The sequence below is a fragment of the Arthrobacter sp. 92 genome (assembly GCF_050260325.1).
In the GTDB taxonomy this organism is placed as follows: Bacteria; Actinomycetota; Actinomycetes; order Actinomycetales; family Micrococcaceae; genus Arthrobacter.
In genome coordinates, this window is sequence record NZ_CP189863.1 from 2,407,328 (window position 1) to 2,433,746 (window position 26,419).

Below are 26,419 nucleotides of genomic sequence, written 5' to 3' on the forward strand. Positions count from 1 at the left end.
CCCAACGCAGAAGGCCCGGTCCAAGTGGACCGGGCCTTCTGCGTTGTTGTTGGCGTACAGCCGTTAGTGGCTGAGGGTCTTCTGCGACTCTGCCGGCTCTATGGCCTCGTGTGCGCCGTGGTGGCCGTGCGCGGCTTCGAGTTCAGCAGGCGTGGCGGGCGCCACCCGGTCCTCAAAGAACCACTGCGAGAGCTTTGCGCGACGCTTTTCCTTGCTCGTCACAACGCCGTGCTCGTTCGGAACCGCCGGAAGCGGAACCGGCGATTCGAAGCCCACGAGCTTGTAGCGCTTGTGTTCGTCCAGCGGAGCGTGGACCTCGATGAACTCACCGTGCGGCAGCCGGACGATGCGTCCCGTTTCGCGGCCGTGAAGAGCGATCTCGCGGTCCTTGCGCTGCAGGGCCAAGGCAACACGCTTCGTGACGGTGAAGGCGATGATGGGGCCGATGAAGAACAGTGCGCGCAGCCAGTAGGTCACGTCATTCAGTGCAACGTGGAAGTGCGTGGCAATGAGGTCTGAACCGGCTGCCGCCCACATGACGCAGTACCACGTGAAGCCGGCCATGCCGATCGCGGTGCGGGTTGGAGCGTTGCGGGGACGGTCCAGGACGTGGTGTTCCCGGTTGTCCTTGGTGATCCAGCGTTCGATCCACGGGTAGGTGAAGAGAACCGTGAAGATGATGCCCGCCGGAACAAGGGCAGGGAGAAGAACGTTCAGGGTGAGCACATGTCCGAAGATGATGTATTCGAAGTGGAAGTCGTTGACCACACCTGGCATCAGGCGCAGTGCGCCGTCAACGAAGCCGATATACCAGTCGGGCTGTGTTCCTGCCGAAACGGGGGAGGGGTCGTACGGACCGTAGTTCCAGATCGGGTTGATGGTGAAGAAACCCGCCATCAGCGCGATCACGCCGAACACGATGAAGAAGAACCCGCCGGCCTTTGCCGCGTAAACCGGGCCCAAGGGGTAACCGACGACGTTTCCGTCGTTGCGGCCCGGGCCGGGGTACTGCGTGTGCTTGTGCACGACGACCATGAAGAGGTGCATCACGATCATCAGCAGAATCAGTGCGGGAACCAGCAGGATGTGCAGCGTGTAGAGGCGGCTGATGATTGCCGTCCCCGGGAACTCTCCGCCGAAGAGGAAGAACGAGATGTACGTGCCGATCACCGGGATGGACTTGATCACGCCGTCGATGATGCGCAGGCCGTTGCCGGAGAGCAGGTCATCGGGGAGGGAGTAGCCGGTGAAGCCGGCAGCCATGGACAGGATGAGCAGGACACCGCCCACCACCCAGTTCATTTCGCGGGGCTTGCGGAAGGCGCCCGTGAAGAACACCCGGAGCATGTGCACACCGACGGATGCCACGAAAAGCAGCGCGGCCCAGTGGTGGACCTGGCGCATAAAGAGGCCGCCGCGGACATCAAATGAAATGTTCAGTGACGAGCTGTAAGCCACGGACATTTCGACGTTCTTCAGCGGGTTGTAAGAGCCCGCGTAACGCGTTTCCGCCATGGACGGATCAAAAAAGAACGTCAGGAACGTACCTGAAAGAAGCAGGATGACGAAGGAATACAGCGCCACCTCACCGAACATGAACGACCAGTGGTCAGGGAAGACCTTCCGGCCGAATTCACGAAGGATGCCGGAACCGCCAACGCGCTCGTCAACGAAGTCGGTGATGCGGCCGCCCTTGGTCTTGGCGACGAAGACGGGGGCATTAGGCGTTGTTGCTGCGCTCATGCTCATCACGCTCCCAGTAGCTAGGTCCAACAGGTTCATGGAAGTCGCTCGTAGCGACCAGGTACCCTTCGGCGTCGACTGCGATGGGCAGCTGCGGCAGAGGGCGGCTGGCGGGGCCGAAAATAACCTTGCATTCCTGAGTCAGGTCGAAGGTTGACTGGTGGCACGGGCACAGCAGGTGGTGGGTCTGCTGCTCGTAAAGCGCAACAGGGCAACCAACGTGGGTGCAGATCTTGGAGTAAGCGACAATGCCGTTGTAGCTCCAGTCCTCACGACCCTTGGAGGGCTTCAGGGACTCGGGGTTCAGACGCATGAGCAGGACGACGGCCTTGGCCTTCTCGTTCAGCTTGCCCTCGTGCAGTTCGTTGAGGCCCTCGGGGATCACGTGGAAGGCAGAACCGATGGTCACGTCGGACGCCTTGATGGGGGTGCCATCGGGGTCACGCGTGAGCCGCTTCAGCTTTCCGCCAGTGGGCGCCCACATGGTGTGAGCCAGTTTGTCGTCCGGGCGGGGGCCCAGGTCGCCGAATACGGCCAGTGCCGGAAGAGGGGCCAGAGCCACCGCGCCGAGGAGCGTGTTGCGGATCAGGGGCCGGCGCTTGATGCCGGTCTCCTCCACAATGTCATCCACAATGCGCACGGCAGCCAGGCGGTCTTCCTCGGTACGGATCGCGTGGCGCTCTTCGGAGACCTCGTGATCCGGCATGAGAGCCTTGGCCCAGTGAACGATGCCGGTACCGATACCCAACATGGCAAACGCGGTGCCGATGCCGAGCAAGGCATTCTGCAGGCGAATGGTGGCGATCGAGGAGTCATCTCCAAGATCAATGGCAAAATACGACACCAGGAAGATCAGTGTGCCAACGACGGAGATGCCGAAGAGAATGGCGACCTGCCGTTCTGCACGTTTTGCGGCCTTCGGGTCCGTGTCGGCCAGGCGCAAACGATGCGGGGGAATTCCAGGATCCTGGAATTTCTCCACCTCATTCTGACCAGCCGTAGCTACGGTGCCCGAGTGGTTCGGACTGCCGTCACTATGGTTGCCCATAATTCGCCTCATCCTTCTCTCGTCCCGGCCTGCGCCGGGTTAGTTTTCAATACCAAACTGCTGACGTATCAGCAGGAGTTCTTACAAGTTGCCAGACGTCCGTTAGGACGACCGGGAAGTCAGCCAGATCGTGAACGCAATCACAACGCCCAGGCCGGCGATCCATACAAACAGACCTTCTGATACGGGGCCGAGGGCACCGAGGTCCGCGCCACCGGGTGAACCGTTGGCTTCAATCTGCTTCAGGAAGGTGATGACATCGCGCTTGCCTTCGGGGGAGATGTTCGCGTCGTTGAAGACCGGCATGTTCTGCGGGCCCGTGACCATTGCTTCATAGATGTGCTTACCCGAAACGTCGGCCAGGGCCGGAGCGAACTTGCCCCGGGTAAGTGCGCCACCTGCGGCGGCCGCGTTGTGGCACATGGCACAGTTCGTACGGAACAGCTCGCCACCCTTGGCGGCGTCACCCTTCTCGTCGAGGACCCCTGCCTCGGGGATAGACGGGCCCGGGCCGAGCGATGCCACGTATGCGGCCAGCTGCTTGGTCTGCTCGTCGTTGAACTGGGCGGGCTTCTTGTATGCCTGCGGGCCGTTCATCTGCATGGGCATGCGTCCGGTGCCCACCTGGAAGTCAACAGCAGCGGCGCCGACGCCAACAAGCGAGGGGCCGTCCTTGGTCCCGCTTGCACCCATGCCGTGGCAGGTGGCGCAGTTGGCGGCGAAGAGCTTGCCGCCTTCCTCTGCATCATTCGCACTGAAGCTTGTGGTGTCGGCTTTTGCCTGGTTGACGGTGGTGGCAACGGCATACAGCCCACCAGTGACCAAGAGGCCCATCAGCAGCAGCGCAATCGCTGCCAGTGGGTGACGTCGCTTCTGCGAGAGTGCCTTCACGTGGTGGTTCCTTTTTTCGATCCTGCGTCGGCTCCTGAAGCCGCTTCCTGAAATTCTGCCTCTTGTAGAAAAAGAGTCAAGTCGTGGCTACCTGAGGACGTAGATGACCATGAAGAGGCCGATCCACACGACGTCGACGAAGTGCCAGTAGTACGAGGTGACGATCGCCGAGGTTGCTTCGAAATGGCCGAATTTCTTCGCGGCGAAAGACCGGCCAATGATGAACAGGAACGCGATCAGTCCGCCGATGACGTGGAGGCCGTGGAAGCCGGTGGTCATATAGAAGGCCGAACCGTAAGCGTTCGATGAAAGCGATACATGCTCGGACACCAGCATGGCGTACTCCGTCGCCTGACCGGCCACGAAGAAGGAACCCATGAGGAACGTCAGGGCGAACCATTCATTCATCCCCCAACGGGTGAGACTGAAGGGCCCGCCGGTGCGACGCGGCTGAAGCCGTTCGGCGGCGAAGACGCCCATCTGGCAAGTAAAGGAACTTGTCACGAGGACGATCGTGTTTACGAGCGCAAAGGGGAAGTTGAGCTTGGCTGTCTCCTCGGCCCACATCTGTCCGGAAGTCGAACGGAGTGTGAAGTACATGGCAAAGAGACCGGCGAAGAACATCAACTCACTGGACAGCCAAACAACGGTTCCTACGGAGACCATATTCGGGCGGTTCAGCGTCGGGTGCGCCGGGGTACTGGGGGCATGGGTCGCAGATGTCACATAGACATTATGTCTGTAAAAGTTCCTCCTGCCCAACGCAAACCGCCTTTTTGGAGGACTTTTTCTACAAAGACGCGAAATCGCGCGGAAAAGTTCCCGGACTCGTTCACATTGGTCAGGAGGGACTCGCCTCGATAGCATCACAAGGTGACTTCACCGGCATCCGCTCAGCCCTCAGGCCATACATGGCCGCGCCTCATCTCCGCCCTGATCAGTGGTTCGGACCTAACCGCGGACAGCACGGAATGGGCCATGAACGCCATTATGTCCGGGGAAGCCTCGCCTGTTCAGGTGGCGGGCTTCCTGGTGGCACTGCGCGCCAAGGGCGAGACGGTGGACGAACTCTCCGGCCTGGTGGAGGCAATGATTGCCCACGCCAACCCGATCGCCATCTCGGGTGAGAAGCTGGACATTGTTGGCACCGGCGGTGACCAGCTGAACACCGTCAACATCTCCACCATGGCGGCGCTCATAGCGGCTGGCGCGGGGGCGAAGGTGGTGAAGCACGGGAACCGTGCAGCCTCATCCAGTTCGGGTTCGGCCGATGTCCTCGAGGCGTTGGGCGTCCGGCTTGACCTGCCAATACCCCGGGTTGCCCGCAACGCCGAGGAAGCCGGAATCACTTTCTGCTTTGCGCAGGTCTTCCACCCCTCAATGCGCCATGCGGCCGTGGCCCGCCGGGAACTTGGCGTGCCGACAGCCTTCAATTTCCTGGGGCCGATGATCAACCCCGCCCATGTGCAAGCCTCCGCCGTGGGGGTCGCTAACGCTCAGATGGCGCCCCTGGTGGCCGGAGTGTTTGCCAAACGTGGAAGCCGCGGTCTCGTCTTTCGGGGAAATGACGGACTCGACGAACTGACCACCACCGGCCCGTCGCACGTCTGGGAGATTCGTAATGGCCAGGTTACCGAGGGGATATTCGATCCCCGGGAACTGGGGATCCGTCAGGCGACGGTTGCGGAACTCCGCGGTGGCGACGCCGTGGCGAATGCCGCCGTCGTACGTTCTGTTCTTTCCGGCGAACCGGGGCCCGCCCGCGACGCGGCGCTCCTGAATGCAGCGGCCGGCCTGGTGGCCTTTGATCTGGATGCTCAAGGCACCCTGACCGAAAGAATGTCCGCAGCCATCAAGGACGCGGCCAGGTCCGTCGATTCGGGCGCTGCTGCCGCTGTGCTGGAGAAATGGATCGCACTGAGCCGGGACTAGTCCACCTCAGCCAGGGCCAGGCTATTCTTCGATGCCCAGCGCGAAAGCGGCGTCCAGGTCGTGCTGGGAATACGCGCGGAAAGCGATGTGGGTGGTGGTGTGAACCACCGTGGGCACCTTGGACAGCTTGTCGGCGATGACGTCAGCCAGGTCCTCGTGCTTGGCCACCCGGGCCACGGCAATCAGATCCCATTCTCCGGTGACTGAATAGACCTCGCTGATGCCCGGTATGGCCGAAATTTCCTCCGCCGTTTCGGGGATACGCGAGGCGTCGGTCTTAATCAGGACGAATGCGGTAATCACAGTGAACCTTTCCGGAGCTTTTGCGCGGTTCGTGGCCCGGCGGGACTTTTATTTGTCCCGCCAGCCTAGTACATCCATGCAGTGCCTCAGGCGTGACGCCGGCGTGCCATGAGCCGGCGCAGGCCGGCAAACAGCAGCCGGTATCCCACCAGGAAGATCCCCAGGCTCAACAGGGCCACGATGATGAACGGCAGGACCACCGTTTGCCCCGTGGCGGCCCGCAGCAGCATTCCCCCGGCCACCGTGCCAAGCCAGATGCCAACGCCCGCCGGCCATACCCGCAAGGGGGCCCGCCACGCCCGCAGGAGAAGCCACGAGACGGCCGCGCCAGCCAGGAACGGCCACGCGGTCTGGAAAACTCCGGTGAGCACCTCTCCGCGCTGGTGGGCGTCCCGGCCGATTCCCGCGAACAGCAGAATCAGGGCAGCATCGGCGGCGACAGCCCCTGTGATGGACCAATTCGTGGGAACGCGGGGGGTTTGTGAGGAGAAAGCCATACCCCCACTTTAGTTGGGCTGGGACGTCGGGTGTGCCGGGCGACGTCGGAGGCGGGCGCCCCTGCCGTGTGGCCCTACCGTGCTGGGCATCCCGGGAAGATAATCGGGTTTACCATCCGGTGTCTGATAGGAGGCCTGTCATTATGTCTGTCTACACGCTTGGAATCTGGCTGGTTAAGCCAGGCCGCGAGAACGACTTCGTCCAGCTCTGGCGGGACATGGCCAGAAAATCGCAAGAGGATTTCCCCGGGGCTAAAGCGGTGCTGATGCACGATCGTGATGTGCCCAACCGCTTCATCAGCACAGGGCCGTGGGAGTCACTCGAGCAAGTGGAGCTCTGGCGGGCATCGTCGGCCTTCACCCAGGGCTACGACGCGATGCGCGAACTGCTGGAGCATTTCGAGCCACACACACTGGACGAGGCCGTAACCATCGGCTAGGCGCGTCCCCCAAGAGTCCCTTAGATCCGTTGCGCAACGGATCGCCCTGCGGTGCGTCCCGTGAAGATGCAACCGCCCAGGAAGGTTCCTTCCAGGGCGTTGTAGCCATGAACGCCGCCGCCACCAAAGCCCGCTGCTTCTCCGGCGGCATAGAGCCCGGGTATCGGCATGCCGAGCGCGTCCATGGCCTGGCCGTGAAGATTGGTTTGGATCCCGCCGAGGGTTTTTCGGGTCAGGATGTGGAGCTTAACCCCAATAAGAGGCCCCGCCGAAGGGTCCTGCAGGCGGTGTGGTTTAGCCACCCGGGTGAGCTTGTCGCCCAGATACCTGCGGGCGTTGTGGATCCCATTGACCTGCGCGTCCTTGCTGAACTTGTTGACGATTTCCGCGTCCCGTTCCCGGATCTGCTGTTCGATGTGTTCGAAGTGTAGGAGTGGCTCCTCGGTCAGATGATTCATTTTCGCCACCAGTTGCGCAAGACCATCGGCGACGACGAAGTCCGCACCACGCTGCTTGAAAGCTTCGACGGGCCCTGGGGCGCCCCTTCCGAATCGGGTCCGGAATAGCAGCCGGGGGTCGCGGTTCGTGATATCCGGATTCTGTTCGGATCCGGACAGGGCAAATTCCTTTTCGATCATCTTCTGCGTAAGGATGAACCAGGAATGGTCATAGTGTTCGAGGCCGGGCGTGGTTCTGAGAATTTTCAGGGTGCCCAGGGTGTCGTAGCCTGGCAGTCCCGGGGCCGGTAACCGTCTGCCCAGGGCGTCGAACCAGAGCGGCGACGGGCCGGGGAGGATGCGGATACCGTGATCCGGCCATACCGGGTTCCAGTTCCTGACGCCTTCGGTGTAGTGCCACATGCGGTCCTTGTTGACCACCCGAACCCCTGCGGCTTCGGCGATTTCGAGAACGCGGCCGTCAACGTAGGCCGGAACGCCGGTGATCATCTGACGCGGGGGAGTACCAAGCCGAGGCGGCCAGTTCCGTCGTATGGCGTCGTGGTTGGCGCCAATTCCGCCGCTGGCCAGGATGGTGGCCTGGGCCCGGAGCGTAAATTCTCCGACGACGGTCTTATTTGATGGGGCGCCGCGTGCCGCTGTTTCATCAGCCAGTAGCGTCCCTTGGACTCCGGTGACGGCGCCGTTTTCGAAAACGAGGTTATCAACGCGGTGACGGTGGAGGAGGACGGCGGACCGTTCGGAAGCTGCAGCCTTTGCCTTGTCCACGAAGGGCTTGACGACGCCGGTTCCGGTTCCCCACGCCACATGAAAGCGGGGCACGGAGTTTCCATGGCCACCGGCCCGCCCGTCGCCGCGCTCGGCCCATCCGACCATAGGCGTGAGCCTGATGCCTTGTTCGTGAAGCCAGGACCGCTTTTCGCCAGCGGCGAATTCAACATAGGCGCGCCCCCATTTGGCAGCCCATTCGTCTTCTGGACGCGGACCATCCAAGCGGTCCCATCCGGCGCTGCCTTGCCAGTCCTGCCAGGCAAGCTCGAAGGAGTCTTTGACCCCTAGCCTGCGTTGTTCCGGTGAATTGACCAGGAAGAGGCCGCCGAAGGACCAATAGGCCTGACCGCCCAAATTGGCTTCATTCTCCTGGTCGACCACGGCAACCGTCGTGCCGGCGCGCACCAATTCGTTAGCAGCGACCAGACCGGCCAGTCCGGCCCCGACCACAACGACGTCTACCTGCATGTCCATGTGCAGAGCGTATTTCCATTGCAGTGAATTTTCCGACGGGACACGGGCAGCGCGGCCGTCAGGCCCTGGCGGCCATGTCGCTCACAGGCCTTGGCGCGTCCGGGTAGCGCTTGTCGAAGCTGGCGCGGGCCATTCGCCCCAGCCGTTCGGCCGTGTACCAGCTGATGACCGCCAGGAGCAGCGTGGCCACTATGGCTGATACAGCCACCATGGGCGGCAGGTCGGCAGTCGAGCCGCCATTGAGCCAAAGAATGACCATGTAGTTCCAGAGGTACGCGGCATAGGAGACTGTGCCGAGCGCCTGCAAGGCTCGCGTCCACTTCGGCACGCCGCCACTATGGGAGGCGGCCAGTACCACCAGGATGGCCGCGGCTGCCATGGCAAGGGGACCTCCAAGAAAGAAGAACGCGGGTGACTCGTTGGCCTTAGGGAAAAAGGCCAACCCCGCCAGGACAAGGATCGAGCCCAGAAGGGCGCCAAGCCGGAGCCGGCGGCCGGAGAACCAGCGGAACACATGCACCCTATAGAGGCGCAACGCCGAACCGATGATAAGCCCCAGGCCCCACGTCGTAGGCAAGGCGTAAACCAGTGAATGCAGCTGCGGGGCAAAGAGCAGCATCCCCAGCACACTCGCCGTCATGAGCGACAGAACCACCGCGGCAGACCAGCCAATCAGCCGACCCTGACGGTTGGACCGCAGCGCGAGCGCCAGCAGTGCGGGCCAGACGAGATAGAACTGTTCTTCCACCGCAAGCGTCCAGAGCGGCCCGATCGCCAGGCTGACATCGAATGGCAGCGGGAGGTCTTTCAGGTAGCCGAAACCGGCGAGGAGGGTGTAACCGATTTGACCCTTGGACCTGTCCCCGAGGACGTCGGCCGCCAGTTCAACAACGGCATACACCCCGAGAAAGAGGATGAGCGCCGGCAGGAGGCGGAAAGCCCGGTGCGCGTAAAAACGGCCGTAGCGAACCTTGCGGTGCCGCTGGATATCCCGGGCCAGCACCCCTGTGATGAGGTAACCGCTCAGCACAAAGAAGACAATGACCCCGACAATGCCCGCACCTTGAAATATCCCGGGCCAGGAATGGCCCAGCAGCACGGCGCCAACGGCGGCACCCCGAAGGACGTCCAGACCGTCCAACCTTGGACGCTCGGCAGTTTGGTGGGCGGCCGTCGCGGCCTTTCCATGGACTAGTAGCGACACATAACCTCCGGATCGTCCGCCTGGCCGGTTCCCTTCAGCTGAAGCGGGGCAAGACCGACCGTTGCCTGTTGACGTGCACGTGAATGTCGGCACCATTCCGGCACCTCTCATTCAAGTATCCCCGATTTGGCTGGACGATACCTGACACCGCCGGAAGTATGGGCCCGGGCGGCCGCCAAACTGTCAAGCATCGGACGGCAGGTTCCGCTTACGCCCAGGGTGCTCGGACGTCGGCTGTGGACTGCGTGACCACCCGGTTGGCGGGGCCGCTGTCGCTGCGTTTCGTTAGCGTCCGGCTGCGCCTTGCTCGAGTGCTCGAAAAGCTCCAGGAAGTGCGTAGACACTGTTGATGAAACCGAGCTCTATGTTGAGATCGGGCCGAACTGTCCCTTGCTCAAGGCCCCAGACTTTCGTCCCCTTTCGGCGTATCCAGCCGATCGTCCGGTTGACCCAGCGTTCATAATCCGCCGATATTGCTGCCATTGCGTCGGCCTGCGATCCGAGCTGGCTGACGCCTATGACTTCACTGCCGGTTTCGGCGGGGACCCACAGAAGCACCGGGGAGGCATTCGAGTCCACCAGAGCTTCGTCGTGGGCAGGGTGTAACCGGTCCCAATTGAGCCTGTTGAAGACTCCGGCTTTCGTTGGTTGATTCATCGCGTCGTCACCCGGGCGGACCGGCACCGGCGGGCCGAGATCCCGATTGACTACCAACACCTGCGGGGTGGCGAGGGCTTCCTCTCGGCTGAGGGCATCCAGGGGATTTCGAACAACTGGCCACGGATGCAATGTGACTTTGTCCGGTTCTCCCAAGTAGTCGAGCAGCGTCGCATGGTCCTCAAGGGTCGCAAAGTAGAAAGCGGCAGTCACCATGGGTCGAAGTCTCGCACGAGCACGCGTAATGGCGCCTTATTCACGTGCGCTCACCCGCATATCGCGCCCACGCTTCTCCTGCTGCGTCGGCGTGGAGGAATGCGACTTGGTAGCTGTAGCCGAGCGCATCGGCGATCAGGGGTGGCGGAGTTACGGAGAGGTGCTCGTCCAGTGCCGTGTTTCGCGCACCGAGCAGTTCTATTCCGAGGCCACGGAGCCGGAGCATGATCGTGTTCGGGTGGAGGTGCTGGCCTGTCCTGGTTCAGGGGAAGAGCCACGGGCTTTCCGTGCCTGCTGCTGTTCTGAGGTTGGGGCGGTTCCGGAGGTGCTGGCTGAGGAGTTCTGCGAAGGGCTGTGGGATGGGGACTGGATGCGTGCCAAGGGAGATCGTGATCGTGCCGGTGGTGTCGTTGATGTTGACTGAGTCGGCGCGGAGCACGGCCACCCGGACCAAGGGCTGGGCATAGAGGAGGAGCAGTGCCCCGGCGAGCCTGTAGGGGAGGGATTCGCTGGTGCCAGTGAGCAGTTCCTTTAGCCATGCAGGGAGTTGTTCCTGCGGTATGGCAGGCCGGCCTTGGGCGTTGTAGTGCCGATTTCGACGCGCATGTTCGTGCCGGTCTTTTTCGCGAAGATGAAGAAAGTTCGGATGGCCTTTCTGATGGTCGGTCCGGTCGTGAGCCAGGTGGACACGTCCTGCTGGGAGGCGGTGCGGTGATGGGTCTGCCAGAGCCAGTCCAGGAACTTGATGGTTTCGGTGAGCTCCTGTTTGGCTGCGTGGACCGGTCCTTGGACCGTTCTGTCCGGTGTTGCCATGGCGCGGATGCGGCGAAGGTGGTGCCATTTGGCGAAGTGCTCGACGGGTTTGGCAACTTCGTCGGGCAGGGGGCGCAGCGTGTCGTCGATCCAGGTTTCGAAGCGGTTCAGGTAGGGGTCCTAGTGGGGGAGGAGCCCGTGATGGACGAGTAGGGCCCGGAGATGGCCGGCTGCCCGTCCTGCCGTTTCGCGGTGACTGTCGAGGCCTTCGTGGGTCAGGGGAGTCTGACCGCTCGAGATGGAGGTCAGGAGCGTCTGGACCTTGGCGGAGCGTTTCCAGGTGATGATGCTTTCCGGGCGGTCGGCCTGGCAGACGACATCGATCAGGCGGTTTGCGGCTGTCGGGTCGGCCGGATAAGTGAGCAGCAAGGTGGTGAGGTCGTCCCTGAGTGCGCAGCGGGCGCAGGTGCCGCGGCGGTAGAACTCGCCTTCCTGGTTGCAGCGGGTGCAGTGGAAGTTGTGGAGGATACCGGCGCAGGGGGCGCACCGTGGTCCTCCATCTTGAACGGGTGGGCCGGGGAGCAGTCTGTGCTGCCCGCAGTCGGGGCAGGTGCCGTGGGTGCGGGTCGCCACGGTGAAGCAGGGACCGCAGATCTTGCCTTCCGGCCAGCTCGCCCTTGTCTTGCCGGCGTTGCGGCCGCAGCGGGCGCACTGGATAGTTCCGGTTGTGCGGGGGCGGCCGCGGACGGTATTGCGAGGGTTGAGTCCTTCCGGGTGTTCAGTGGTCATCGTCGATGATGCGGGCGCGGCGCGGGCGGACGGTGCGGTTGAGGTCCACGACGTTGGGGGAGCTGGCGGTTCCGGTCTTGCGTGCGCGGACGTCGGCGGCGGTGACGGTGATGAGGTCTTCGGGGCCGCAGGAGAAGATGTCGCAGATCGCTGCGATGACCTGCAGGGCGACCCGTTCGGGTTTCTGGTTGACGATTCGGTAGACCTGGGGCCGGGACAGGATGATTCCGCGCTCGGCGAGCAGCGGGATGAGGTCCGTGGTGTTGTGAAGGGCCCGGGTAGCCATCAGCTCGGAGAGCCGCCACGTGTATTCGACCTGGCGCTTCATCGCTGATCTCCGGATTGTTTGCCGAGTGCCTGGTCCATCGTGCGGTCCAGAGACGCCCGCAGCGTGGTGCTGCGGAAGTCGTCGCTGACGAATTGGTAGATGCCGGTGGTCGAGGCGTACTCGTGGCCCATTTGGTGTTGCACGAATCTAGGATCCCATCCGGCCTCCAACAGGTGCGTGGCATAGGAGCGCCGCAGGGAATGCAGGTCCAGCCCGTCCGAAGGCATCTCCAGCTCGTTCAGATACCGGCGGAGCCGCCGCAGGAGGGTGGATTCGACGATCAGTCCTCCGCGTTCGCTGGGGAAGAGGTCGAGGCTGTGAAGGGTTCCTCGGCCGTTGGCAAACCAATCCTCGAGGACGCCGGCGGTCCAGTCGAAGACCGTCAGGACGCTGCGGGGCTTGGGCGGTGATGCTTTGCGGGACTAGCCGAACCGGACTTTGCAGACCCCGAACTTCCCGAACTTGCGCGCGTGCGGGTTTGGTTGCGCTGCGGCACCAGGGGGCCTCGAACGCCTGGTGCGGAACTCCGCGGGAGAGCGCCCAAACGATGCATTAAAGGAGATACGCAGAATACAACACGACATAATGTAGATTATCGGCGTTATCCTCAGAGGCCTGAAAGGGGTGCTCGAACAGCGCCAACCGCGTGGTCTTATCCATTGTCTTAACCGGCGGGCTCATTGAGAATGAACCATGACGGTCTACCTGAGGTCCCTGGAAACTGCAGTTCCGCCCACAGCGCTTATCCAGTCCGAGGCGCGCGATGTCTTTGCCGCCCAGCCGGGTCTCACAAGGCTCGGCTCGAGGCTGGTCAGTACCTGCTTTGACTCGGCCGCCATTGATACCCGGTACACCGCCGTGCAGGAACTCACTACCAACAGCCGGGCGGACGACCCACAATTTTTCGACCCCGATACCGGCCTTCTGAGAAGTCCCAGCACGAAGGTCCGGAACGACATCTTCGCCACCGAAGCCACCAAGCTGTTCATCGAGGCCGCCCGCCGGGCTGTCGACTCGAGTCCAGGAACCGCATTACTTGACATAACTCATCTGATCACGGTCTCCTGCACCGGTTTCTTCAACCCCGGCCCGGATTACAAGATTGTCCGGGCGCTGGGCCTCAACCCGGCGGTGCAGCGCTATCACCTTGGCTTCATGGGCTGCTATGCCGCGTTCCCGGCATTGCGCGCCGCCAAATCGTTCTGCGAGGCGGATCCCGATGCCGTGGTTCTGGTGGTCTGCGCCGAACTGTGCTCCCTTCATGTCCGCACCTCCAACGACCCCGACACCATCATGGGCTCCGCACTCTTCGCCGACGGCGCAGCTGCCGCGATCGTCACCGCACGGGAAGATCCGGACGCGCCGGCCCTGCTGCAACTGGACCACTTTGAGACCGTGCTGACGCCAGTCGGCGAGGAATCAATGGCCTGGAACATCGGCGACGAAGGCTTCGAGATGGTGCTGGGAAATTATGTTCCGCACATCATTGACGACCACATCATCGGCGCCCTTGAGCCGCTGTTGCAGCGCGAGCCGGCCCTGCGGGATCTCCCCTACCGGGATATCCGGCACTGGGCGATTCATCCAGGCGGCCGGAGCATCCTGGACAAAGTCCAGTCGCGGCTCGAGCTGACAGATCAGCAACTGTTGCCCGCACGGGAAACCCTCCGCAACTTCGGCAACATGAGCAGCGCCACCGTGCTCTTTGTGCTCAAGCACATCCTGGACCTTCCATCGGAGCCCGGGGATGAGCGGATCTGTTCCATGGCGTTCGGCCCCGGACTGACAGTGGAGACAGCAATGTTCACGAAACTGCCGGCGGCCCCCCGGGCCGCCCATCCTGCTGAGCAGGCGGAGGGGGCGCAGGACGTAAATACCGGCGCTAACGCCGGCGGCTCCACATCCGGCCAGCCGGAGCCGTCCCTCGCGTGAGTCACGTGCGTGAGGCTCGCCGGATCCGTCCGCCGCGTCACGTCTGCGGCATGAGTCCGGTGAACGGGTTCCTGCGCCGGCGGGCGGAACACGCCGTGGAAGAGATGGATCGGCCCGATTGCGATCCGCGTCGCCTCGAGCGAACATACGTTCAGTTCGCCCTCGTCAACAGGGCCGTGTCGGGGTGGCGCAGCATCTACCGGACCTACCTGCGCCCGATGCTCTCTGCCTCATCGGTCACCACGGTCCTGGACATCGGCTGTGGTGGCGGCGACGTGCCCACCATGCTGGCACGGTGGGCGGCGCATGACGGCAGGCGGCTGGAGATCCTGGCCATCGACCCGGATGAGCGCGCTTATCGGTTCGCCGCCGCGAGGCGGAGGAGGGACGGTATTGTGTTCCGACAGGCCTCCACAACGGTGCTGGTGGACGAGGGCCGGACATTCGACGTCGTCATCTCCAGCCATGTGCTCCATCACCTGACACCACCCCAATTCCAGCTTTTCCTGAACGACTCCGAGCTCCTGTGCGACGGGATGGTCCTCCACAACGACATCCGCCGCAGCCCTCTTGCGTATGCCCTTTTTGCCGCAGGCTCCTGGCCGCTGCCCGGTTCGTATATCCGGGTGGACGGCCTGACCTCGATTCGCCGCAGTTACACAACGAAAGAACTCGTCGCGGCCGCTCCCCCGGGCTGGCAGGTCCGCCGCCACTCCCCTTTTCGCAATCTCCTGATCCTCGATAAGCGGGGGCCTCGTGACTGAGGTGGTGATTGTGGGCGGGGGCCCGGTGGGGCTCTTCCTGGCGGCCCTCCTGCTGCAGCAAGGGGTTGGCGTCCGTGTCTTGGAGCAGCGGGTCTCCCCCAACACTCACTCGCGGGCCATCGGCATCCATCCGCCCTCCATGGAGGCCCTGGACGCGGTGGGGGTCGCCGGAACCCTCGCCTCGGACGGTGTCCAGATCCGGCGCGGCGTTGCCCTTTGGGCCGGAAAAGAATTCGCCCACATGCGGTTCGACACCATTCCGGCCCGCTACCCCTTCATCCTCTCCGTTCCGCAGGCGCTCACGGAGGCCGTGCTGGCGCGCCGCGTCAGGGAGTTGGACAGTGACGCCGTGCGGGCGGGCGTGCGGGCGATAGGACTGCGCGACGACGGCGGCACCCTCATCGCAGACACTGAATCGATTTCCGGACGGGGCAGCTTTCGTGCCGCCCTGGTGATCGCGGCGGACGGGGCACATTCCACGGTCCGCGAGTTGCTTGGGACGCCCACACGCCTGAAGACATATCCGGATGCCTACCTCATGGGCGACTTCGCGGACAACACCCCGTTCGGCCCGGATGCCGCGTTGTTCCTGGACGCCCAAGGCATCGTGGAATCATTTCCCCTGCCGGGCGGCACACGCCGCTGGGTGGCCCGGCTGCCGGCAGGGCCACCGCGTGCCGAAACACCGGCGCTTTCGGCGGAAAGGCTGGCGGCTCTGCTTCGGCAGCGGACTGGTCTTACCGTGGATGCCGGCAGCAATTCCATGATGAGCGGCTTCGGCGTGCGTTCCCGCGGAGTACGCCGTATGGTCCAGGGCCGGACCTTCTTTATTGGCGATGCCGCCCACGAGATCAGTCCCATCGGCGGCCAGGGCATGAATCTGGGCTGGATGGATGCTCTGGCTCTTGCCCCCATCATCACTGCCTTCCTGGCGGGCGTAGTGACCGACCGCGAGGTTCGAAGCTACGACCGGACACGACGGCGCGCGGCGGCACGGGCGATGCGGCAGGCGGAAATCAACATGGCGCTCGGCCGCCCGCTGCCTCCCCCGGCGCTGGCCGTTAGGAACCTCACGATTGGGCGCCTCGCCGCTATCCCTGCCATCAACTCCGGCGTGGCCCGACGGTTCACCATGCGCTGAGCCGCCGGCGTACATGGGCAACCCAGGGGCGGACCGGCCTGCCGCGGCGCGCCTTAGACTGCAGACATGAGTTGGGATGTGCCGGCCCGACGACGGCGGAGCCACACCGCCGTCGTCGTCCTCGCCGCTGCGGCTGCCGCCGTGGCTGTGGACGCCTGCACCGCGCCCGTTCCGTCCGGCCCGGAAGCCCGGCCGTCACCATCTGCCGTCACGGCGATGCCCACTGTCACGGCGGAACTGAATCAGTTCCGTGACACCTACGGCAAGGGAATCATCGAAATTCAGCTCAACAACGCCACCCCCTCGCCGGTCACGGTGCTGGCCGCCCGCATCGATAGTCCGCTGTTCCCGGCAGGGACGGCCTGGCAAAGCGCCGCTGGCGGCACCGCCGTTCCGCCTGGGCAGACCAAGAGTTTCCCGGCCCCGCTGCCGGCTGCGCGGTGCGGCCCGGTCGCTGATGCGGACGCCGTGAAGGCCACGATCTCAGTTGCGGCCGGCTCTGGAAGCGGTCAGCAGGAAATCCCGGTCACCGATCCATATGGAATCCTCAGGCGGAACAATGCCGAGCTGTGCCTGGCCCAGGACGCGGCGGCCGTGGCGCTCATCCGGTTGGAGCCGGATCTGGACGTCTCACCGGATGGCGGCACCGCCGTCGTCCGCCTCACAGTGGTTCCCCAGCCCTCGGCGGACACGCTCATCATCGACCGGGTTGAGGGAACGACCCTTCTCGCCGAGTCTGTGGACGACCCATGGCCGAACCACGTGGCCGTAGCGGGTGGCGGCCCACCCATGGAGCTTCGGCTCCGTATCCGTCCTGCCCGCTGTGACCCCCATGCCGTGGCCGAGGACAAGGTAGGAACGCTGCTTCCCCTCCAGGTCACCGTAGGGAACCGGCAGGGCGTCCTGAAAGTCGATGCCGGACCGGTGCTCAGAGGGCGGATCTATGACTTCGTCACGGCCGCCTGCCTACCGCATTAGGCTTTTATTATGCTTCAGCTTGCGAAACCGACTCCGTTCAGCCCAGCCCAGATCCGGGAGACGGTCCAGGAAATCCTGGCTTCCGGTGTGCTTCCTCCGATCGTTCAGGCCGGCCATCCGGTGCTCCGGCAGCAGGCGGCTGAATACAGCGGCCAGCTACGCAGCTCGGAGTTGGAAGAGCTGATCCTGCTGATGCGCCGGGTGATGCACGACGCCCCCGGGGTTGGCCTTGCTGCACCTCAGCTGGGGATACCGCTGCAGCTGGCGGTCCTCGAAGACCGGTACGACGTCGATCCCGAGACGGCCGCGGTCCGGGGCCGGGCACCGCTGGAGTTCCTCGCGATAGTCAACCCCAGCTACCAGGCGGTTGGGCACGGATCCGCGGCGTTCTACGAAGGCTGTTTATCGCTTCAGGGCCTCCAGGCCGTGGTGTCCCGTCCGGACCGGGTCCACCTGGATTTTACGGATCCCGGCGGCATGCCACGTCAGCAGGAATTCTCCGGATGGCAGGCCAGGATCGTCCAGCATGAGACGGACCATCTTCGCGGGATGCTCTACATCGACAAGGCCGAGCTACGTTCACTAAGCACCAACGCGGAATACGGCGCACGCTGGTGCCACCCGGATATCCGGCTTGCCGGGCAGGAACTGGGGTTCCTGCCGGACACGCCCTCGGCGTAGCCCCGGCTCCAGTGCCGCTAGCGGGTGCAATGTTCCCCGGACGGGCTGGCCGGGTTGGCCTCTGTCGGAAGGAAGCGGGACCACCACCGCAGGATTTCCTCGAAACGCTGCCTTCTATGGTGCGGCGTCCCTGACCGTGAGAGCTCATGATTCTCTCCCGGGAAGAGCAGAAGTGCTGTCTCGACTCCCTGCTGCTTCAGCGCCGTGAAGTAACGCTGCCCCTGTTCCACAGGGCAGCGGAGATCATCCTCACTGTGGATGATCAGCGACGGCGTCCGGACGTTCCCGATCACCGCCATGGGGCTTTGGGACGCCATCTGTTCCGCGGAACGTCCCGTGTATTCACCACCGAAGAACCACCCGATATCCGAGGAACCAGTAAAGCTGACGGGATCAAGGAAGCCCCGTTCCACGATGGCCGCCTTGAAACGGTGGTCCTGGCCTATGGTCCACGCCGCGAGGTAGCCGCCATAGGAGCCACCCATGATCCCGAGGGCCCCGGCATCGAGCTCCTGGTACTTCGCCAAAGCTCCTTCGAGGAATGCGAGGACGTCCTCCATGTCCACGGTTCCCATCTTTTCCTTGATGGAACGCCCGTGGGCTTGGCCGTAGCCGGCCGATCCCCGCGGGTTGCACATCAGAACCGCGTATCCGGCCTCCGCGTAAACCTGCGCCTCATCAAACAGCGCCGCCGTGTATTGGGCGAAGGGACCGCCATGGATATTCAGCAGGACCGGGTGCGGGCCGCCACCGGGAGGCATGACCAGCCAGCCATGCACTGGATAGCCGTCAGCGGACTGAAACGTCAGCTCCTGCGGCTCAAGCACTCCCGCTTCTGCCCGAAACTTCGACGAGAAGTCCGTAACGGAACGCCACTGTCCGCCGGTCAGCACGGCGACGTCACCCGCGGTGGCCGAATCGGCAAAGCTGATCACAATAGAGGTGCCGGCCGATGCCGCCCCCGTGACCACCCGGTCTCCGTGCACCAGCGACCGGTATGCGCCGGTGGCGCCGAACTCCAGTAGATCCACGGTGCCCCGGGCATTGTTGAGGAGCAAAACGGAATCAGGGCCATGAAGCTCAATGCCGCGTTCGCCGCTGCCGAGGTCCATGATTTCCGCATCGCTGAGACGGGTCACCTCGCCTCCGGGTGCCGGCATTACATGGAGTGCCGTGTTCCGGGCCACAAAGTCCTTCCCGGACTCCCCCAGGTCTTGGGCGAGGAAGAAAAGCCACTGGCCGTTCCCGGACTCCCGGACGTTGTGGACGGCCTGGCGTGGTGCCCCGGACGGCGTTACCGGAACGGGCACCCCTCCGGCTGCAGGGATGCGGTAGATGCGCGTTTCGAGGTCGTGGTCGCTGCCTTCGTGCAGTGCGGCGACGCAATAGATGGCTGATCCATCGGCGCTGAATGACTCACCCGTGTGGTCCGTGGCGGCAAAAGTCAGCTGAGTCGCGGACGGAAGGAGTCCCCTGCACGCGTCAGCGGCCGTGGCAGTCGCGCCCTCGTCCTGCTCGGCGGCTGAGCTGCCCCGTGATTTCAGTGCTCGGCCCACGGGCACAACCTTGGGCTCGTCGTCGATGTCCGGAACATCCACCACGAAGAGCTGCAGGGGTTTGTCCGCGGTATAGCCGACGCCATTCATCCGATACTGGTAGTCGGTGATCAGCCTTGCATCCTCGCCGCCGGCCGGCACGCCACCGACGGTTCCGTACCGGCCCTCCTCCGGCGTCCTGGCACTGAAGAGAATGTGACGTGAATCGGGAGACCAGCAAAAGGAGGTGACGCCCAGCGCCGCCTCGGTCAATACCTGCGGTTCCCCGCCGCCGGCGTCCACCACGTGCAGCTGCGGCTTCCCCTCCGCCGCCGCGCGGAGGAACGCCAAGGCCAGGCCATCGGGTGAAAAGGACGGCGCCGTGTCACGGAAGCCACGCGTCAGCCGCCGGGGCGCCTTGTCCGCATCCAGCGGCACGTCCCACAACTGGCCCACATAGGAGTCGGCATCAAAGTCGGGTCGGATGACGGATACCACCGCCCTCCCGCCATCGGGATGGACAGTCGGGGCCGACACGGAGTTCAGCAAGGAAAGATGTTCTGGTTTCACCCTTCGGAGCCTAACCGCGGATGCACGTAGTGTGAAACACCTCACGCCCACCGCGTGGCGCACCTCGCCCTCAAGTTCGGTGGGGCGGCCCTAGGATTGAAGGCATGCTTACCGATGCCGTCCGTTCCCTGGTCTGTCCGGTGTGCCGGGCGGGACTGGCCGCGGGCAACGGGGGCGGCCGGCTGAGCTGTCCCGAAGGCCACAGTTTCGATGCCGCCAAGCAAGGGTATTTCAACTTCCTCGTGGGCAAGGGCACCGTCTTCGAGGCGGACACCGCCCAGATGGTGGCCGCCCGGTTCGATTTCCTTTCCAAGGGGCACTACGATCCCTTGGCCCTCGCCGTCGCAAAGCTCGCCGCGCCAGCGCTGACCGGGCCCAGCCCCACCGTCCTGGATGCAGGAACAGGAACCGGGCATTACCTCCGGACCCTGCTGGCGACGGTTCCCGCAACGGCCATTGGCTTGGACATTTCCAAGTTTGCCTTGCGCCGGGCGGCCCGCCTGAACCCGGGTGCCGTCAATATTGTCAGTGACATCTGGCAGCCGCTCCCGGTGGCGGACGCCGCGGTGGACGTTGTGACGGTGGTGTTCGCGCCTCGGAATGCGGCGGAGTTCGCCAGGGTTCTGCGGCCCGGCGGCCTGCTGACCGTGGTCACGCCGCGCCCTGGTCACTTGGCTGCGATAGCGGGACAGACCGGGATGCTGGGCATTGAACCGGACAAGGAAGAACGGCTCGCCAGTTCGCTGCACGGCCAATTCACGGCGAAAAGCACACTGGACCTGGACCTGGACCTGGACCTGACAGCCACCGATGTGGGAAACCTTGCCATGATGGGACCCGCCGGCCACCATCTTGACCCTGCCCAACTACTGTCCGTTCTGGCCGGGCTCGCTCCAACCACGCACGTGTCGGCCCGGTTTCGAATCAGCGTCTTTGAGCCCCGCAGGGCACCCGCAGTGTAACGACATGGCCACTTTGGACAGCTGTCAGACGGCGCCCTCTTAGGCCCGGCAGCTTCGGGCTAGGATGGAAAGAAAGCTACTGAGGGCCTGCTCCCGCAGCTCCCTGGGACCAAGGGGGAACGAATGTTCGAATGGCTCGGCGGCAACTGGTGGGCATTATGGCTCACGGTCTTTCTAGCGTTTGCCGTGGTGGAGATGCTCACGCTGGATCTCTTTTTCATCATGCTCGGAGCCGGGGCGCTGGCTGGACTCGTAGCAGACTTTGCCGGTGCGGAGTTCTGGCTTCAGATCGTGGTTTTCTGCGTGGTGTCGCTGTTGATGATCGCCTTCGTCCGGCCGCTCGCCCTGCAGCACATCCGAAAGAATCCCTCGGACCAGCGAAGCAATGTGGACCGGTTAATTGGCGAGTCCGCGTTGGTTATGGAAACGGTCACGTCGACCACCGGACTCGTCAAGATCGGGGGCGATATCTGGAGCGCCCGGTCCGAACATGGTGCACTTGAGGCCGGCCAGCGTGTGGTCGTGTCGGCGATCGACGGCGCCACCGCCGTTGTGGCCCCCGAGTCGTCGACAGCCATCCAATAAGTCCCCGTACCGGGGGCGCCATTCTTTGCTGCGCGAGAGCGCGGCAGATGCGGCGAAATGGCCGCTACTTGATCGCATCAACGAAGCAACTGGGGAAAGGTGATGTATGAATAGCTCAGGAGGAGTCGCAGTCACAATCGTGCTGCTGGTTCTGGTGGTGTTCGTAATAATTGTTCTAGTGCGGTCCGTCCGGATCGTGCCACAGGCCCGGGCCGGTGTGGTGGAGCGGCTCGGTAAGTACCAGCGGACCCTCCTGCCCGGCCTCACCATCCTGATCCCGTTCGTGGACAGGCTTCTTCCGCTTCTGGACCTGCGCGAACAGGTTGTCTCGTTTCCGCCACAGCCGGTCATCACTGAAGACAACCTGGTGGTGTCCATTGATACCGTTGTCTATTTTCAGGTCACCGACCCCCGGGCCGCTACCTACGAGATCGCCAACTACATCCAGGCGGTGGAGCAGCTGACAACGACCACCCTGCGCAACGTGGTGGGCGGACTGAATCTGGAAGAGGCACTGACCTCACGCGACCAGATCAACGGCCAGCTCCGCGGTGTGCTCGACGAGGCCACCGGGCGCTGGGGTATCCGCGTTTCGCGTGTGGAACTAAAGGCCATTGATCCGCCCCACTCCATCCAGGATTCAATGGAGAAGCAGATGCGGGCCGAGCGCGACCGCCGGGCCGCGATCCTCACCGCTGAGGGAACCAAACAGTCTGCCATCCTCACCGCCGAAGGCCAACGTCAGGCCTCTATCCTCAAGGCTGAGGGTGATGCGCAGGCCGCCATCCTTCGTGCCGACGGCGAGGCCCAGGCCATCCAGAAGGTTTTCGACGCGATCCACAAAGGCAACCCCGATCAGAAGCTGCTCGCCTACCAGTACCTCCAGACCCTGCCGAAGCTGGCAGAGGGCTCGTCCAACAAACTGTGGATCATCCCCAGTGAGGTGGGCGAGGCCTTAAAGGGCATCGGCAACGCGTTGGGCGGCACCAACCCCGATCCCCGTTCCGGGGGGCTCTTCGACGCCGACACGGATGCGGTAGTGGCGGACGGAACCACCAGGCCGCGATAGAAGGCCAGCGGCGAAGCGGGGCGCCCGCACCGTTGTTTTAGCGGCCGAGGCGGGATCCGGTATAATAGTGTATTTGTCCGGGTGGTTCAGACCAGTTGGAACAATAACGCGTGGCAAAGCGTTCCATTTATTGATGGAGCGTAGTGCAAAACAGTAGCCAGGTGGTGTCAACCGCCAGGCTAGCGCGGAGCGTGGCTCCGCGAACCGATCAAAGGGAGTAATCATGAGCGACCGCAGCCTCCGGGGTATGCGTCTTGGCGCACAGAGCATGGAGACCGAATCCGGCGTGGAGCCGGCTCCGCGTCAGCGGGTTGAGTACCGGTGCGAGGACGGCGAGCAGGTCTTCGTAACTTTCTCCTCCGAAGCGGAAATTCCCCCGGTGTGGGTCTCGAAGACCGGCAAGGAAGCCTTGCTTGTTGATGGCGAACGCCCCGTGAACAGCAACGAAAAAGCCGTACGTACCCACTGGGACATGCTGCTGGAACGTCGTTCGCTTCCCGAATTGGAGCAGATCCTCGAAGACCGCCTCACCATTCTGCGTGAACGTCGGGGCGAACGCCGCTCGGCGTAGGGTCTGACACATGTCAAAGGGCCGGGCCGCGAATGTGATTTCACATTCGCGGCCCGGCCCTTTGTGTGCCTGCCGACACCATTCGCCGTTACGCCTCGCTCAGTGAGCTCCGGGGGCATCGTGGAAAGGTGGGCGACAAGCCAAATGACACGCCGAGGCCGCCTGTTGACTCCAAAGGGGGTCCCTGACCGCCCCGTTCCGTTAGGAGCGCGCGGCGGTTTCCGTGCGGCCGGTGAGCCGGTTCCACCGATCAGCCAGTCCCCACTTGGTGACGTTGATCATGGCCTCAACTACGATGTTGCCGCTCATTTTCGAAGCACCGAGTTCGCGTTCCACGAACGTGATGGGGCGCTCCACAATCTTCAGGCCCATTTTGGATACGCGCCACGCCAGATCCACCTGGAACCCGTAGCCCACCGAATCCACCTGGTCCAGGTTGAGCTTCTCCAGCGTGGTCCGGCGGAACGCGCGGTAGCCGCCTGTAACGTCCTTGATCTTGATTCCCAGCATCAGTCGGGCGTACGTGCTGCCGATTCGCGAGATTGCCTGCCGGTACAGCGGCCAGTTGACCACGCTGCCTCCCGGAACCCAACGCGAACCCATCGCGAGATCGGCTCCCTGTTCCACGGCGTCGAGGAGTTGCTGCAACTGCTCAGGCTGGTGCGAGCCATCGGCATCCATCTCCACGAGGACGTCATATCCGGCGTCCAGGCCCCACTTGAAGCCGGCAATGTACGCCGCGCCGAGGCCTTCCTTGCCCTTGCGGTGGAGCACGTGCACCTGGTTGTCCTCCGCCGCGATGCCGTCAGCGAGCTGTCCCGTTCCATCGGGGCTGTTGTCGTCAACCACCAGAACATCGGAGGCGGGCACGGCTGACCGCAGACGCCCTAGCGTCTTGGGCAGCGATTCCAGCTCGTTGTAGGTGGGGATGATGGTGAGGACTCGCACAGCGGGGCCCTTTCCTTGATGGGAGCGGTCAACGTGCCAAGAAGTGCAGCGAACCGCTGGCATTCAGGCACAGCTCCCCATTATAGAGAGTTTGCTGTGCTCCGGACGCCGCACACCCTGGTGCGGGCAGGTCCACGTGCGATGGGCCAGTTCCGGCGGCCGGGCTGCGCGCCCGCTGAACTGTTTTCTACCGCGACGTGGACCTGCCCCTCGGACAACCACGGTTATGACGGACCAGCCGGGATACCTGGATATCCCACCGGAGAGTGACGTGGCCAGACGGGGACCTGCTGCTGTTCGAACCCGTCCGTGAGACTCAATGCTACGGAACCGCCGGAGTGTGTCAACCGGCCCCTGACCTGCGGTTTTAGACATCGCCGCAGGTCAGGGGCCGGCAAGCGGGCGATCTTCCCGGCGTGTCCAGGCGTGACCCGCCGTTCAGCGAGCCGTCTTTGACCTTAGGCCTGGAGGGCCGGGCTGGTGTACAGGACGTCGCCGTCGCGGACGGTCTGCAGGCAAACGGGATCGCTTCCGGTGTCCAGCGCGGGAAGCAGGGGCGTGCGCGCGCGGGGATCGGTGCTCCACGACTGGACCCGGCCGTCCGATACCTGCACCATGAGTTCTTCGATCTCCCAGACGGCAAAGCTCGCGGGCGCGCCCGGAACCAGCTGGCCCGCCATCGGGTTGGAGTGCCTGGCGGCCCGCCACCCTGCCCTGGTGTGGCCAAGGAAGGCGGCACGGGCGGAGATCTGCTCATTCGGGTTCGTGTGCTCGAGGCAAGCCCGGACACTGGTCCAGGGGTGCAGCGGGGTGACTGGGCTGTCGCTGCCGAAGCAAACGGGGACGCCGGCCGCGTAGAACGAAGCAAAGGGGTTCATGGCCCGCTGCCGGTCGCCCAGCCGCCGGTGGTACAGGTTTCCTTCCCCTCCCCACGCGGCGTCGAAGCCGGGCTGCACGCTGACGGTGACCGCGTATTTGGCCAAGCGGGCAATGGCGTCTGCGTTCGCCATCTCCACGTGCTCAAACCGGTGGCCGGCGGCACGGACGCGCTGCTCGCCGACTTCCGCCGCCGCCCGATCCAGGGCCTCCAGCGCGGCGTCCAGTCCGGCGTCTCCGATCACGTGGAAGCCGCCCTGAATGCCGAGCAGTGAGCAGGCAGCCAGGTGGGCGGCCGCCTCGTCGACGGACAGGTACAACGTGCCGCGCTCCCCCGGCGCGTCGCTGTAGTCGGCCCTCATGGCAGCCGTGTGGGAGCCGATGGAGCCGTCCAGGTTCAGGTCCCCCGCAAGGCCACGAACCGGAGCCCGCAGCCCGGCCAGAATGCTCCGGGCATCCTCAACGGAGGTGGCCAGCTGGCCCCAGTACGGAAGGATCTCCGGCACGGCACGGCCGGGCTGCGTTGCGCTGTTCCATTCCGCTGCAATGCGAAGATCCTCCACGCTGCCAATGTGGGGCGCCGCCATCTCAGCCAGAGCCACATAGCCGTTGGCTGCGGACTCGTCCAACGCACGCCGCTGGAAGCGACGCAATTCGTCCGCGGGAAGCCGGCGCGCCTCGGCGCGCGCCGCGCCGTGGGCCTCGCCTTTGACCTGCGCGCCTGAACCGAAGTCGGCCGTGGCCGCGATGGCCGCCGAATCGGCCAAGGCGGAGGAGACCAGCGCCGAGTGGGCATCCACCCTGGACAGGTAGACCCGGCGTCCGCCGGCCGCACGCTCCAGTTCCGCACGGCTCGGCAGGGTCTGGTCGGCCCATTGCGACTCGTCCCAGCCGTGCCCCAGAACAGTGGCGTTAGGGGCCGACCGCGCCGCGGACGCGGCCAACGCGTCCAGCAGTCCGGCTGCGGAGCGGACTCTGCCGAGCTGCAGCGATTCCAGGGCGATCCCGGTTTCGGTCAGATGCACGTGCGAATCGACAAAGCCAGGTGCGAGAAGAGCGCCCTGCAGGTCGACGATCTCCATGGTGTCGTCGGCGATGGAGGTGGCCGCCTGTTCGGAACCGACCCATGCCACGGTGTCCCCGTCAACCAGCATCGCCGTTGCGAAGGGGTCGGCGGCGGTGTAGACGGAACCATTGCGGTATAGCCGCACCTTGCGCGGCGCGGTTGCGGCCGCCGGTTGGGGGTCAGACATGGGGTAGGGCTCCTAGCACTCGGGAATCTGTGGGATGGGCGGGACCGTGG

Annotated in this window: 29 protein-coding genes and 1 pseudogene; 11 read left to right on the plus strand and 19 right to left on the minus strand. The window is 64.0% G+C overall.

What is annotated here, in order from left to right:
- Positions 1-63: 63 nt before the first annotated feature.
- From ACP4XC_RS11060 to ACP4XC_RS11075, 4 genes are all read right to left on the minus strand, one after another.
- A complete protein-coding gene (locus tag ACP4XC_RS11060; protein ID WP_427169499.1) occupies positions 64-1,743 on the minus strand; it encodes a cytochrome b in 1,680 nt (559 codons plus the stop codon).
- The gene (locus ACP4XC_RS11065) at positions 1,721-2,791 is read right to left on the minus strand and encodes a Rieske 2Fe-2S domain-containing protein (protein WP_427169501.1); all 1,071 of its coding nucleotides are present in this window, start codon (positions 2,789-2,791) and stop codon (positions 1,721-1,723) included. Before ACP4XC_RS11065 ends, ACP4XC_RS11060 begins: the two co-directional genes overlap by 23 nt.
- 102 nt (positions 2,792-2,893) lie before the next feature.
- Positions 2,894-3,682 carry a c-type cytochrome gene (locus tag ACP4XC_RS11070; RefSeq protein WP_427169503.1) on the minus strand — a complete coding sequence of 263 codons (789 nt, stop codon included), beginning with the start codon at positions 3,680-3,682 and terminating at the stop codon, positions 2,894-2,896.
- 87 nt (positions 3,683-3,769) lie between these two features.
- Positions 3,770-4,444, minus strand: a complete 675-nt coding sequence (locus ACP4XC_RS11075; protein ID WP_427169504.1) for a cytochrome c oxidase subunit 3 — start codon at positions 4,442-4,444, stop codon at positions 3,770-3,772.
- Between the two features lie 111 nt (positions 4,445-4,555).
- On the opposite strand from ACP4XC_RS11075, the gene trpD reads away from it, so the two are divergent.
- Positions 4,556-5,614 carry an anthranilate phosphoribosyltransferase gene (gene trpD, locus ACP4XC_RS11080; RefSeq protein ID WP_427169507.1) on the plus strand — a complete coding sequence of 353 codons (1,059 nt, stop codon included), beginning with the start codon at positions 4,556-4,558 and terminating at the stop codon, positions 5,612-5,614.
- A gap of 21 nt (positions 5,615-5,635) precedes the next feature.
- On the opposite strand, the gene ACP4XC_RS11085 is transcribed toward trpD, so the two are convergent.
- Both ACP4XC_RS11085 and ACP4XC_RS11090 read right to left on the minus strand, forming a co-directional pair.
- Entirely contained in the window at positions 5,636-5,917 is a 282-nt protein-coding gene (locus tag ACP4XC_RS11085) for an Lrp/AsnC family transcriptional regulator (protein ID WP_427169508.1), read from the minus strand.
- A gap of 86 nt (positions 5,918-6,003) precedes the next feature.
- Positions 6,004-6,414, minus strand: coding sequence for a DUF3054 domain-containing protein (locus tag ACP4XC_RS11090; protein WP_427169510.1), 411 nt, complete (start codon positions 6,412-6,414; stop codon positions 6,004-6,006).
- A 143-nt stretch (positions 6,415-6,557) separates the two neighbouring features.
- Between ACP4XC_RS11090 and ACP4XC_RS11095 the strand changes: the two genes are divergently transcribed.
- Entirely contained in the window at positions 6,558-6,854 is a 297-nt protein-coding gene (locus tag ACP4XC_RS11095) for an antibiotic biosynthesis monooxygenase family protein (RefSeq protein WP_427169512.1), read from the plus strand.
- A 20-nt stretch (positions 6,855-6,874) separates the two neighbouring features.
- On the opposite strand, the gene ACP4XC_RS11100 is transcribed toward ACP4XC_RS11095, so the two are convergent.
- The 10 genes and pseudogenes from ACP4XC_RS11100 to ACP4XC_RS11145 all read right to left on the minus strand — a co-directional run.
- Positions 6,875-8,551 (minus strand): FAD-binding dehydrogenase, encoded by a 1,677-nt coding sequence (locus ACP4XC_RS11100; RefSeq protein WP_427175088.1) that lies wholly within the window; start codon positions 8,549-8,551, stop codon positions 6,875-6,877.
- Positions 8,552-8,615: 64 nt separating this feature from the next.
- On the minus strand, positions 8,616-9,698 hold the full coding sequence (locus ACP4XC_RS11105; protein WP_427169514.1) for an acyltransferase family protein: 1,083 nt from the start codon (positions 9,696-9,698) through the stop codon (positions 8,616-8,618).
- A gap of 348 nt (positions 9,699-10,046) precedes the next feature.
- A complete protein-coding gene (locus ACP4XC_RS11110; RefSeq protein ID WP_427169516.1) occupies positions 10,047-10,634 on the minus strand; it encodes a hypothetical protein in 588 nt (195 codons plus the stop codon).
- Positions 10,635-10,674: 40 nt separating this feature from the next.
- Entirely contained in the window at positions 10,675-10,860 is a 186-nt protein-coding gene (locus ACP4XC_RS11115) for a hypothetical protein (protein WP_427169518.1), read from the minus strand.
- A gap of 36 nt (positions 10,861-10,896) precedes the next feature.
- On the minus strand, positions 10,897-11,088 hold the full coding sequence (locus ACP4XC_RS11120) for a hypothetical protein (RefSeq protein ID WP_427169520.1): 192 nt from the start codon (positions 11,086-11,088) through the stop codon (positions 10,897-10,899).
- 77 nt (positions 11,089-11,165) lie between these two features.
- Positions 11,166-11,447, minus strand: a complete 282-nt coding sequence (locus tag ACP4XC_RS11125; RefSeq protein WP_427169521.1) for a hypothetical protein — start codon at positions 11,445-11,447, stop codon at positions 11,166-11,168.
- A gap of 120 nt (positions 11,448-11,567) precedes the next feature.
- Positions 11,568-12,176 carry a hypothetical protein gene (locus ACP4XC_RS11130; protein ID WP_427169523.1) on the minus strand — a complete coding sequence of 203 codons (609 nt, stop codon included), beginning with the start codon at positions 12,174-12,176 and terminating at the stop codon, positions 11,568-11,570.
- Positions 12,166-12,504 (minus strand): helix-turn-helix domain-containing protein, encoded by a 339-nt coding sequence (locus ACP4XC_RS11135; RefSeq protein WP_427169527.1) that lies wholly within the window; start codon positions 12,502-12,504, stop codon positions 12,166-12,168. Before ACP4XC_RS11135 ends, ACP4XC_RS11130 begins: the two co-directional genes overlap by 11 nt.
- On the minus strand, positions 12,501-12,647 hold the full coding sequence (locus tag ACP4XC_RS11140; protein WP_427169529.1) for a hypothetical protein: 147 nt from the start codon (positions 12,645-12,647) through the stop codon (positions 12,501-12,503). Before ACP4XC_RS11140 ends, ACP4XC_RS11135 begins: the two co-directional genes overlap by 4 nt.
- A gap of 6 nt (positions 12,648-12,653) precedes the next feature.
- Positions 12,654-12,890, minus strand: a pseudogene (locus tag ACP4XC_RS11145) (tyrosine-type recombinase/integrase); the annotation flags it as partial.
- A 307-nt stretch (positions 12,891-13,197) separates the two neighbouring features.
- Here ACP4XC_RS11145 and ACP4XC_RS11150 point away from each other — a divergent pair.
- The 5 genes from ACP4XC_RS11150 (at position 13,198) to ACP4XC_RS11170 (ending at position 18,000) form a co-directional block, all read left to right on the plus strand.
- Positions 13,198-14,436, plus strand: coding sequence for a type III polyketide synthase (locus ACP4XC_RS11150; RefSeq protein WP_427169531.1), 1,239 nt, complete (start codon positions 13,198-13,200; stop codon positions 14,434-14,436).
- Between the two features lie 50 nt (positions 14,437-14,486).
- The gene (locus ACP4XC_RS11155) at positions 14,487-15,200 is read left to right on the plus strand and encodes a class I SAM-dependent methyltransferase (RefSeq protein ID WP_427169533.1); all 714 of its coding nucleotides are present in this window, start codon (positions 14,487-14,489) and stop codon (positions 15,198-15,200) included.
- Entirely contained in the window at positions 15,193-16,341 is a 1,149-nt protein-coding gene (locus ACP4XC_RS11160; RefSeq protein WP_427169535.1) for an FAD-dependent oxidoreductase, read from the plus strand. Before ACP4XC_RS11155 ends, ACP4XC_RS11160 begins: the two co-directional genes overlap by 8 nt.
- A gap of 66 nt (positions 16,342-16,407) precedes the next feature.
- The gene (locus ACP4XC_RS11165) at positions 16,408-17,319 is read left to right on the plus strand and encodes a hypothetical protein (protein ID WP_427169537.1); all 912 of its coding nucleotides are present in this window, start codon (positions 16,408-16,410) and stop codon (positions 17,317-17,319) included.
- Between the two features lie 9 nt (positions 17,320-17,328).
- Positions 17,329-18,000 carry a peptide deformylase gene (locus tag ACP4XC_RS11170; RefSeq protein WP_427169540.1) on the plus strand — a complete coding sequence of 224 codons (672 nt, stop codon included), beginning with the start codon at positions 17,329-17,331 and terminating at the stop codon, positions 17,998-18,000.
- A 17-nt stretch (positions 18,001-18,017) separates the two neighbouring features.
- On the opposite strand, the gene ACP4XC_RS11175 is transcribed toward ACP4XC_RS11170, so the two are convergent.
- Entirely contained in the window at positions 18,018-20,105 is a 2,088-nt protein-coding gene (locus ACP4XC_RS11175; protein WP_427169542.1) for a S9 family peptidase, read from the minus strand.
- 104 nt (positions 20,106-20,209) lie between these two features.
- On the opposite strand from ACP4XC_RS11175, the gene ACP4XC_RS11180 reads away from it, so the two are divergent.
- The 4 genes from ACP4XC_RS11180 (at position 20,210) to ACP4XC_RS11195 (ending at position 23,292) form a co-directional block, all read left to right on the plus strand.
- A complete protein-coding gene (locus tag ACP4XC_RS11180) occupies positions 20,210-21,067 on the plus strand; it encodes a methyltransferase domain-containing protein (RefSeq protein WP_427169544.1) in 858 nt (285 codons plus the stop codon).
- Positions 21,068-21,190: 123 nt separating this feature from the next.
- A complete protein-coding gene (locus ACP4XC_RS11185; RefSeq protein WP_427169546.1) occupies positions 21,191-21,652 on the plus strand; it encodes an NfeD family protein in 462 nt (153 codons plus the stop codon).
- 106 nt (positions 21,653-21,758) lie between these two features.
- Entirely contained in the window at positions 21,759-22,721 is a 963-nt protein-coding gene (locus ACP4XC_RS11190; RefSeq protein WP_427169548.1) for an SPFH domain-containing protein, read from the plus strand.
- 223 nt (positions 22,722-22,944) lie between these two features.
- Positions 22,945-23,292, plus strand: coding sequence for an RNA polymerase-binding protein RbpA (locus ACP4XC_RS11195; protein WP_026266329.1), 348 nt, complete (start codon positions 22,945-22,947; stop codon positions 23,290-23,292).
- Positions 23,293-23,493: 201 nt separating this feature from the next.
- On the opposite strand, the gene ACP4XC_RS11200 is transcribed toward ACP4XC_RS11195, so the two are convergent.
- Both ACP4XC_RS11200 and ACP4XC_RS11205 read right to left on the minus strand, forming a co-directional pair.
- Entirely contained in the window at positions 23,494-24,240 is a 747-nt protein-coding gene (locus ACP4XC_RS11200; RefSeq protein ID WP_427169550.1) for a polyprenol monophosphomannose synthase, read from the minus strand.
- Between the two features lie 458 nt (positions 24,241-24,698).
- Complete coding sequence (locus tag ACP4XC_RS11205) at positions 24,699-26,369, minus strand: amidohydrolase (RefSeq protein WP_427169552.1); 1,671 nt, start codon at positions 26,367-26,369, stop codon at positions 24,699-24,701.
- Between the last annotated feature and the right edge of the window lie 50 nt (positions 26,370-26,419).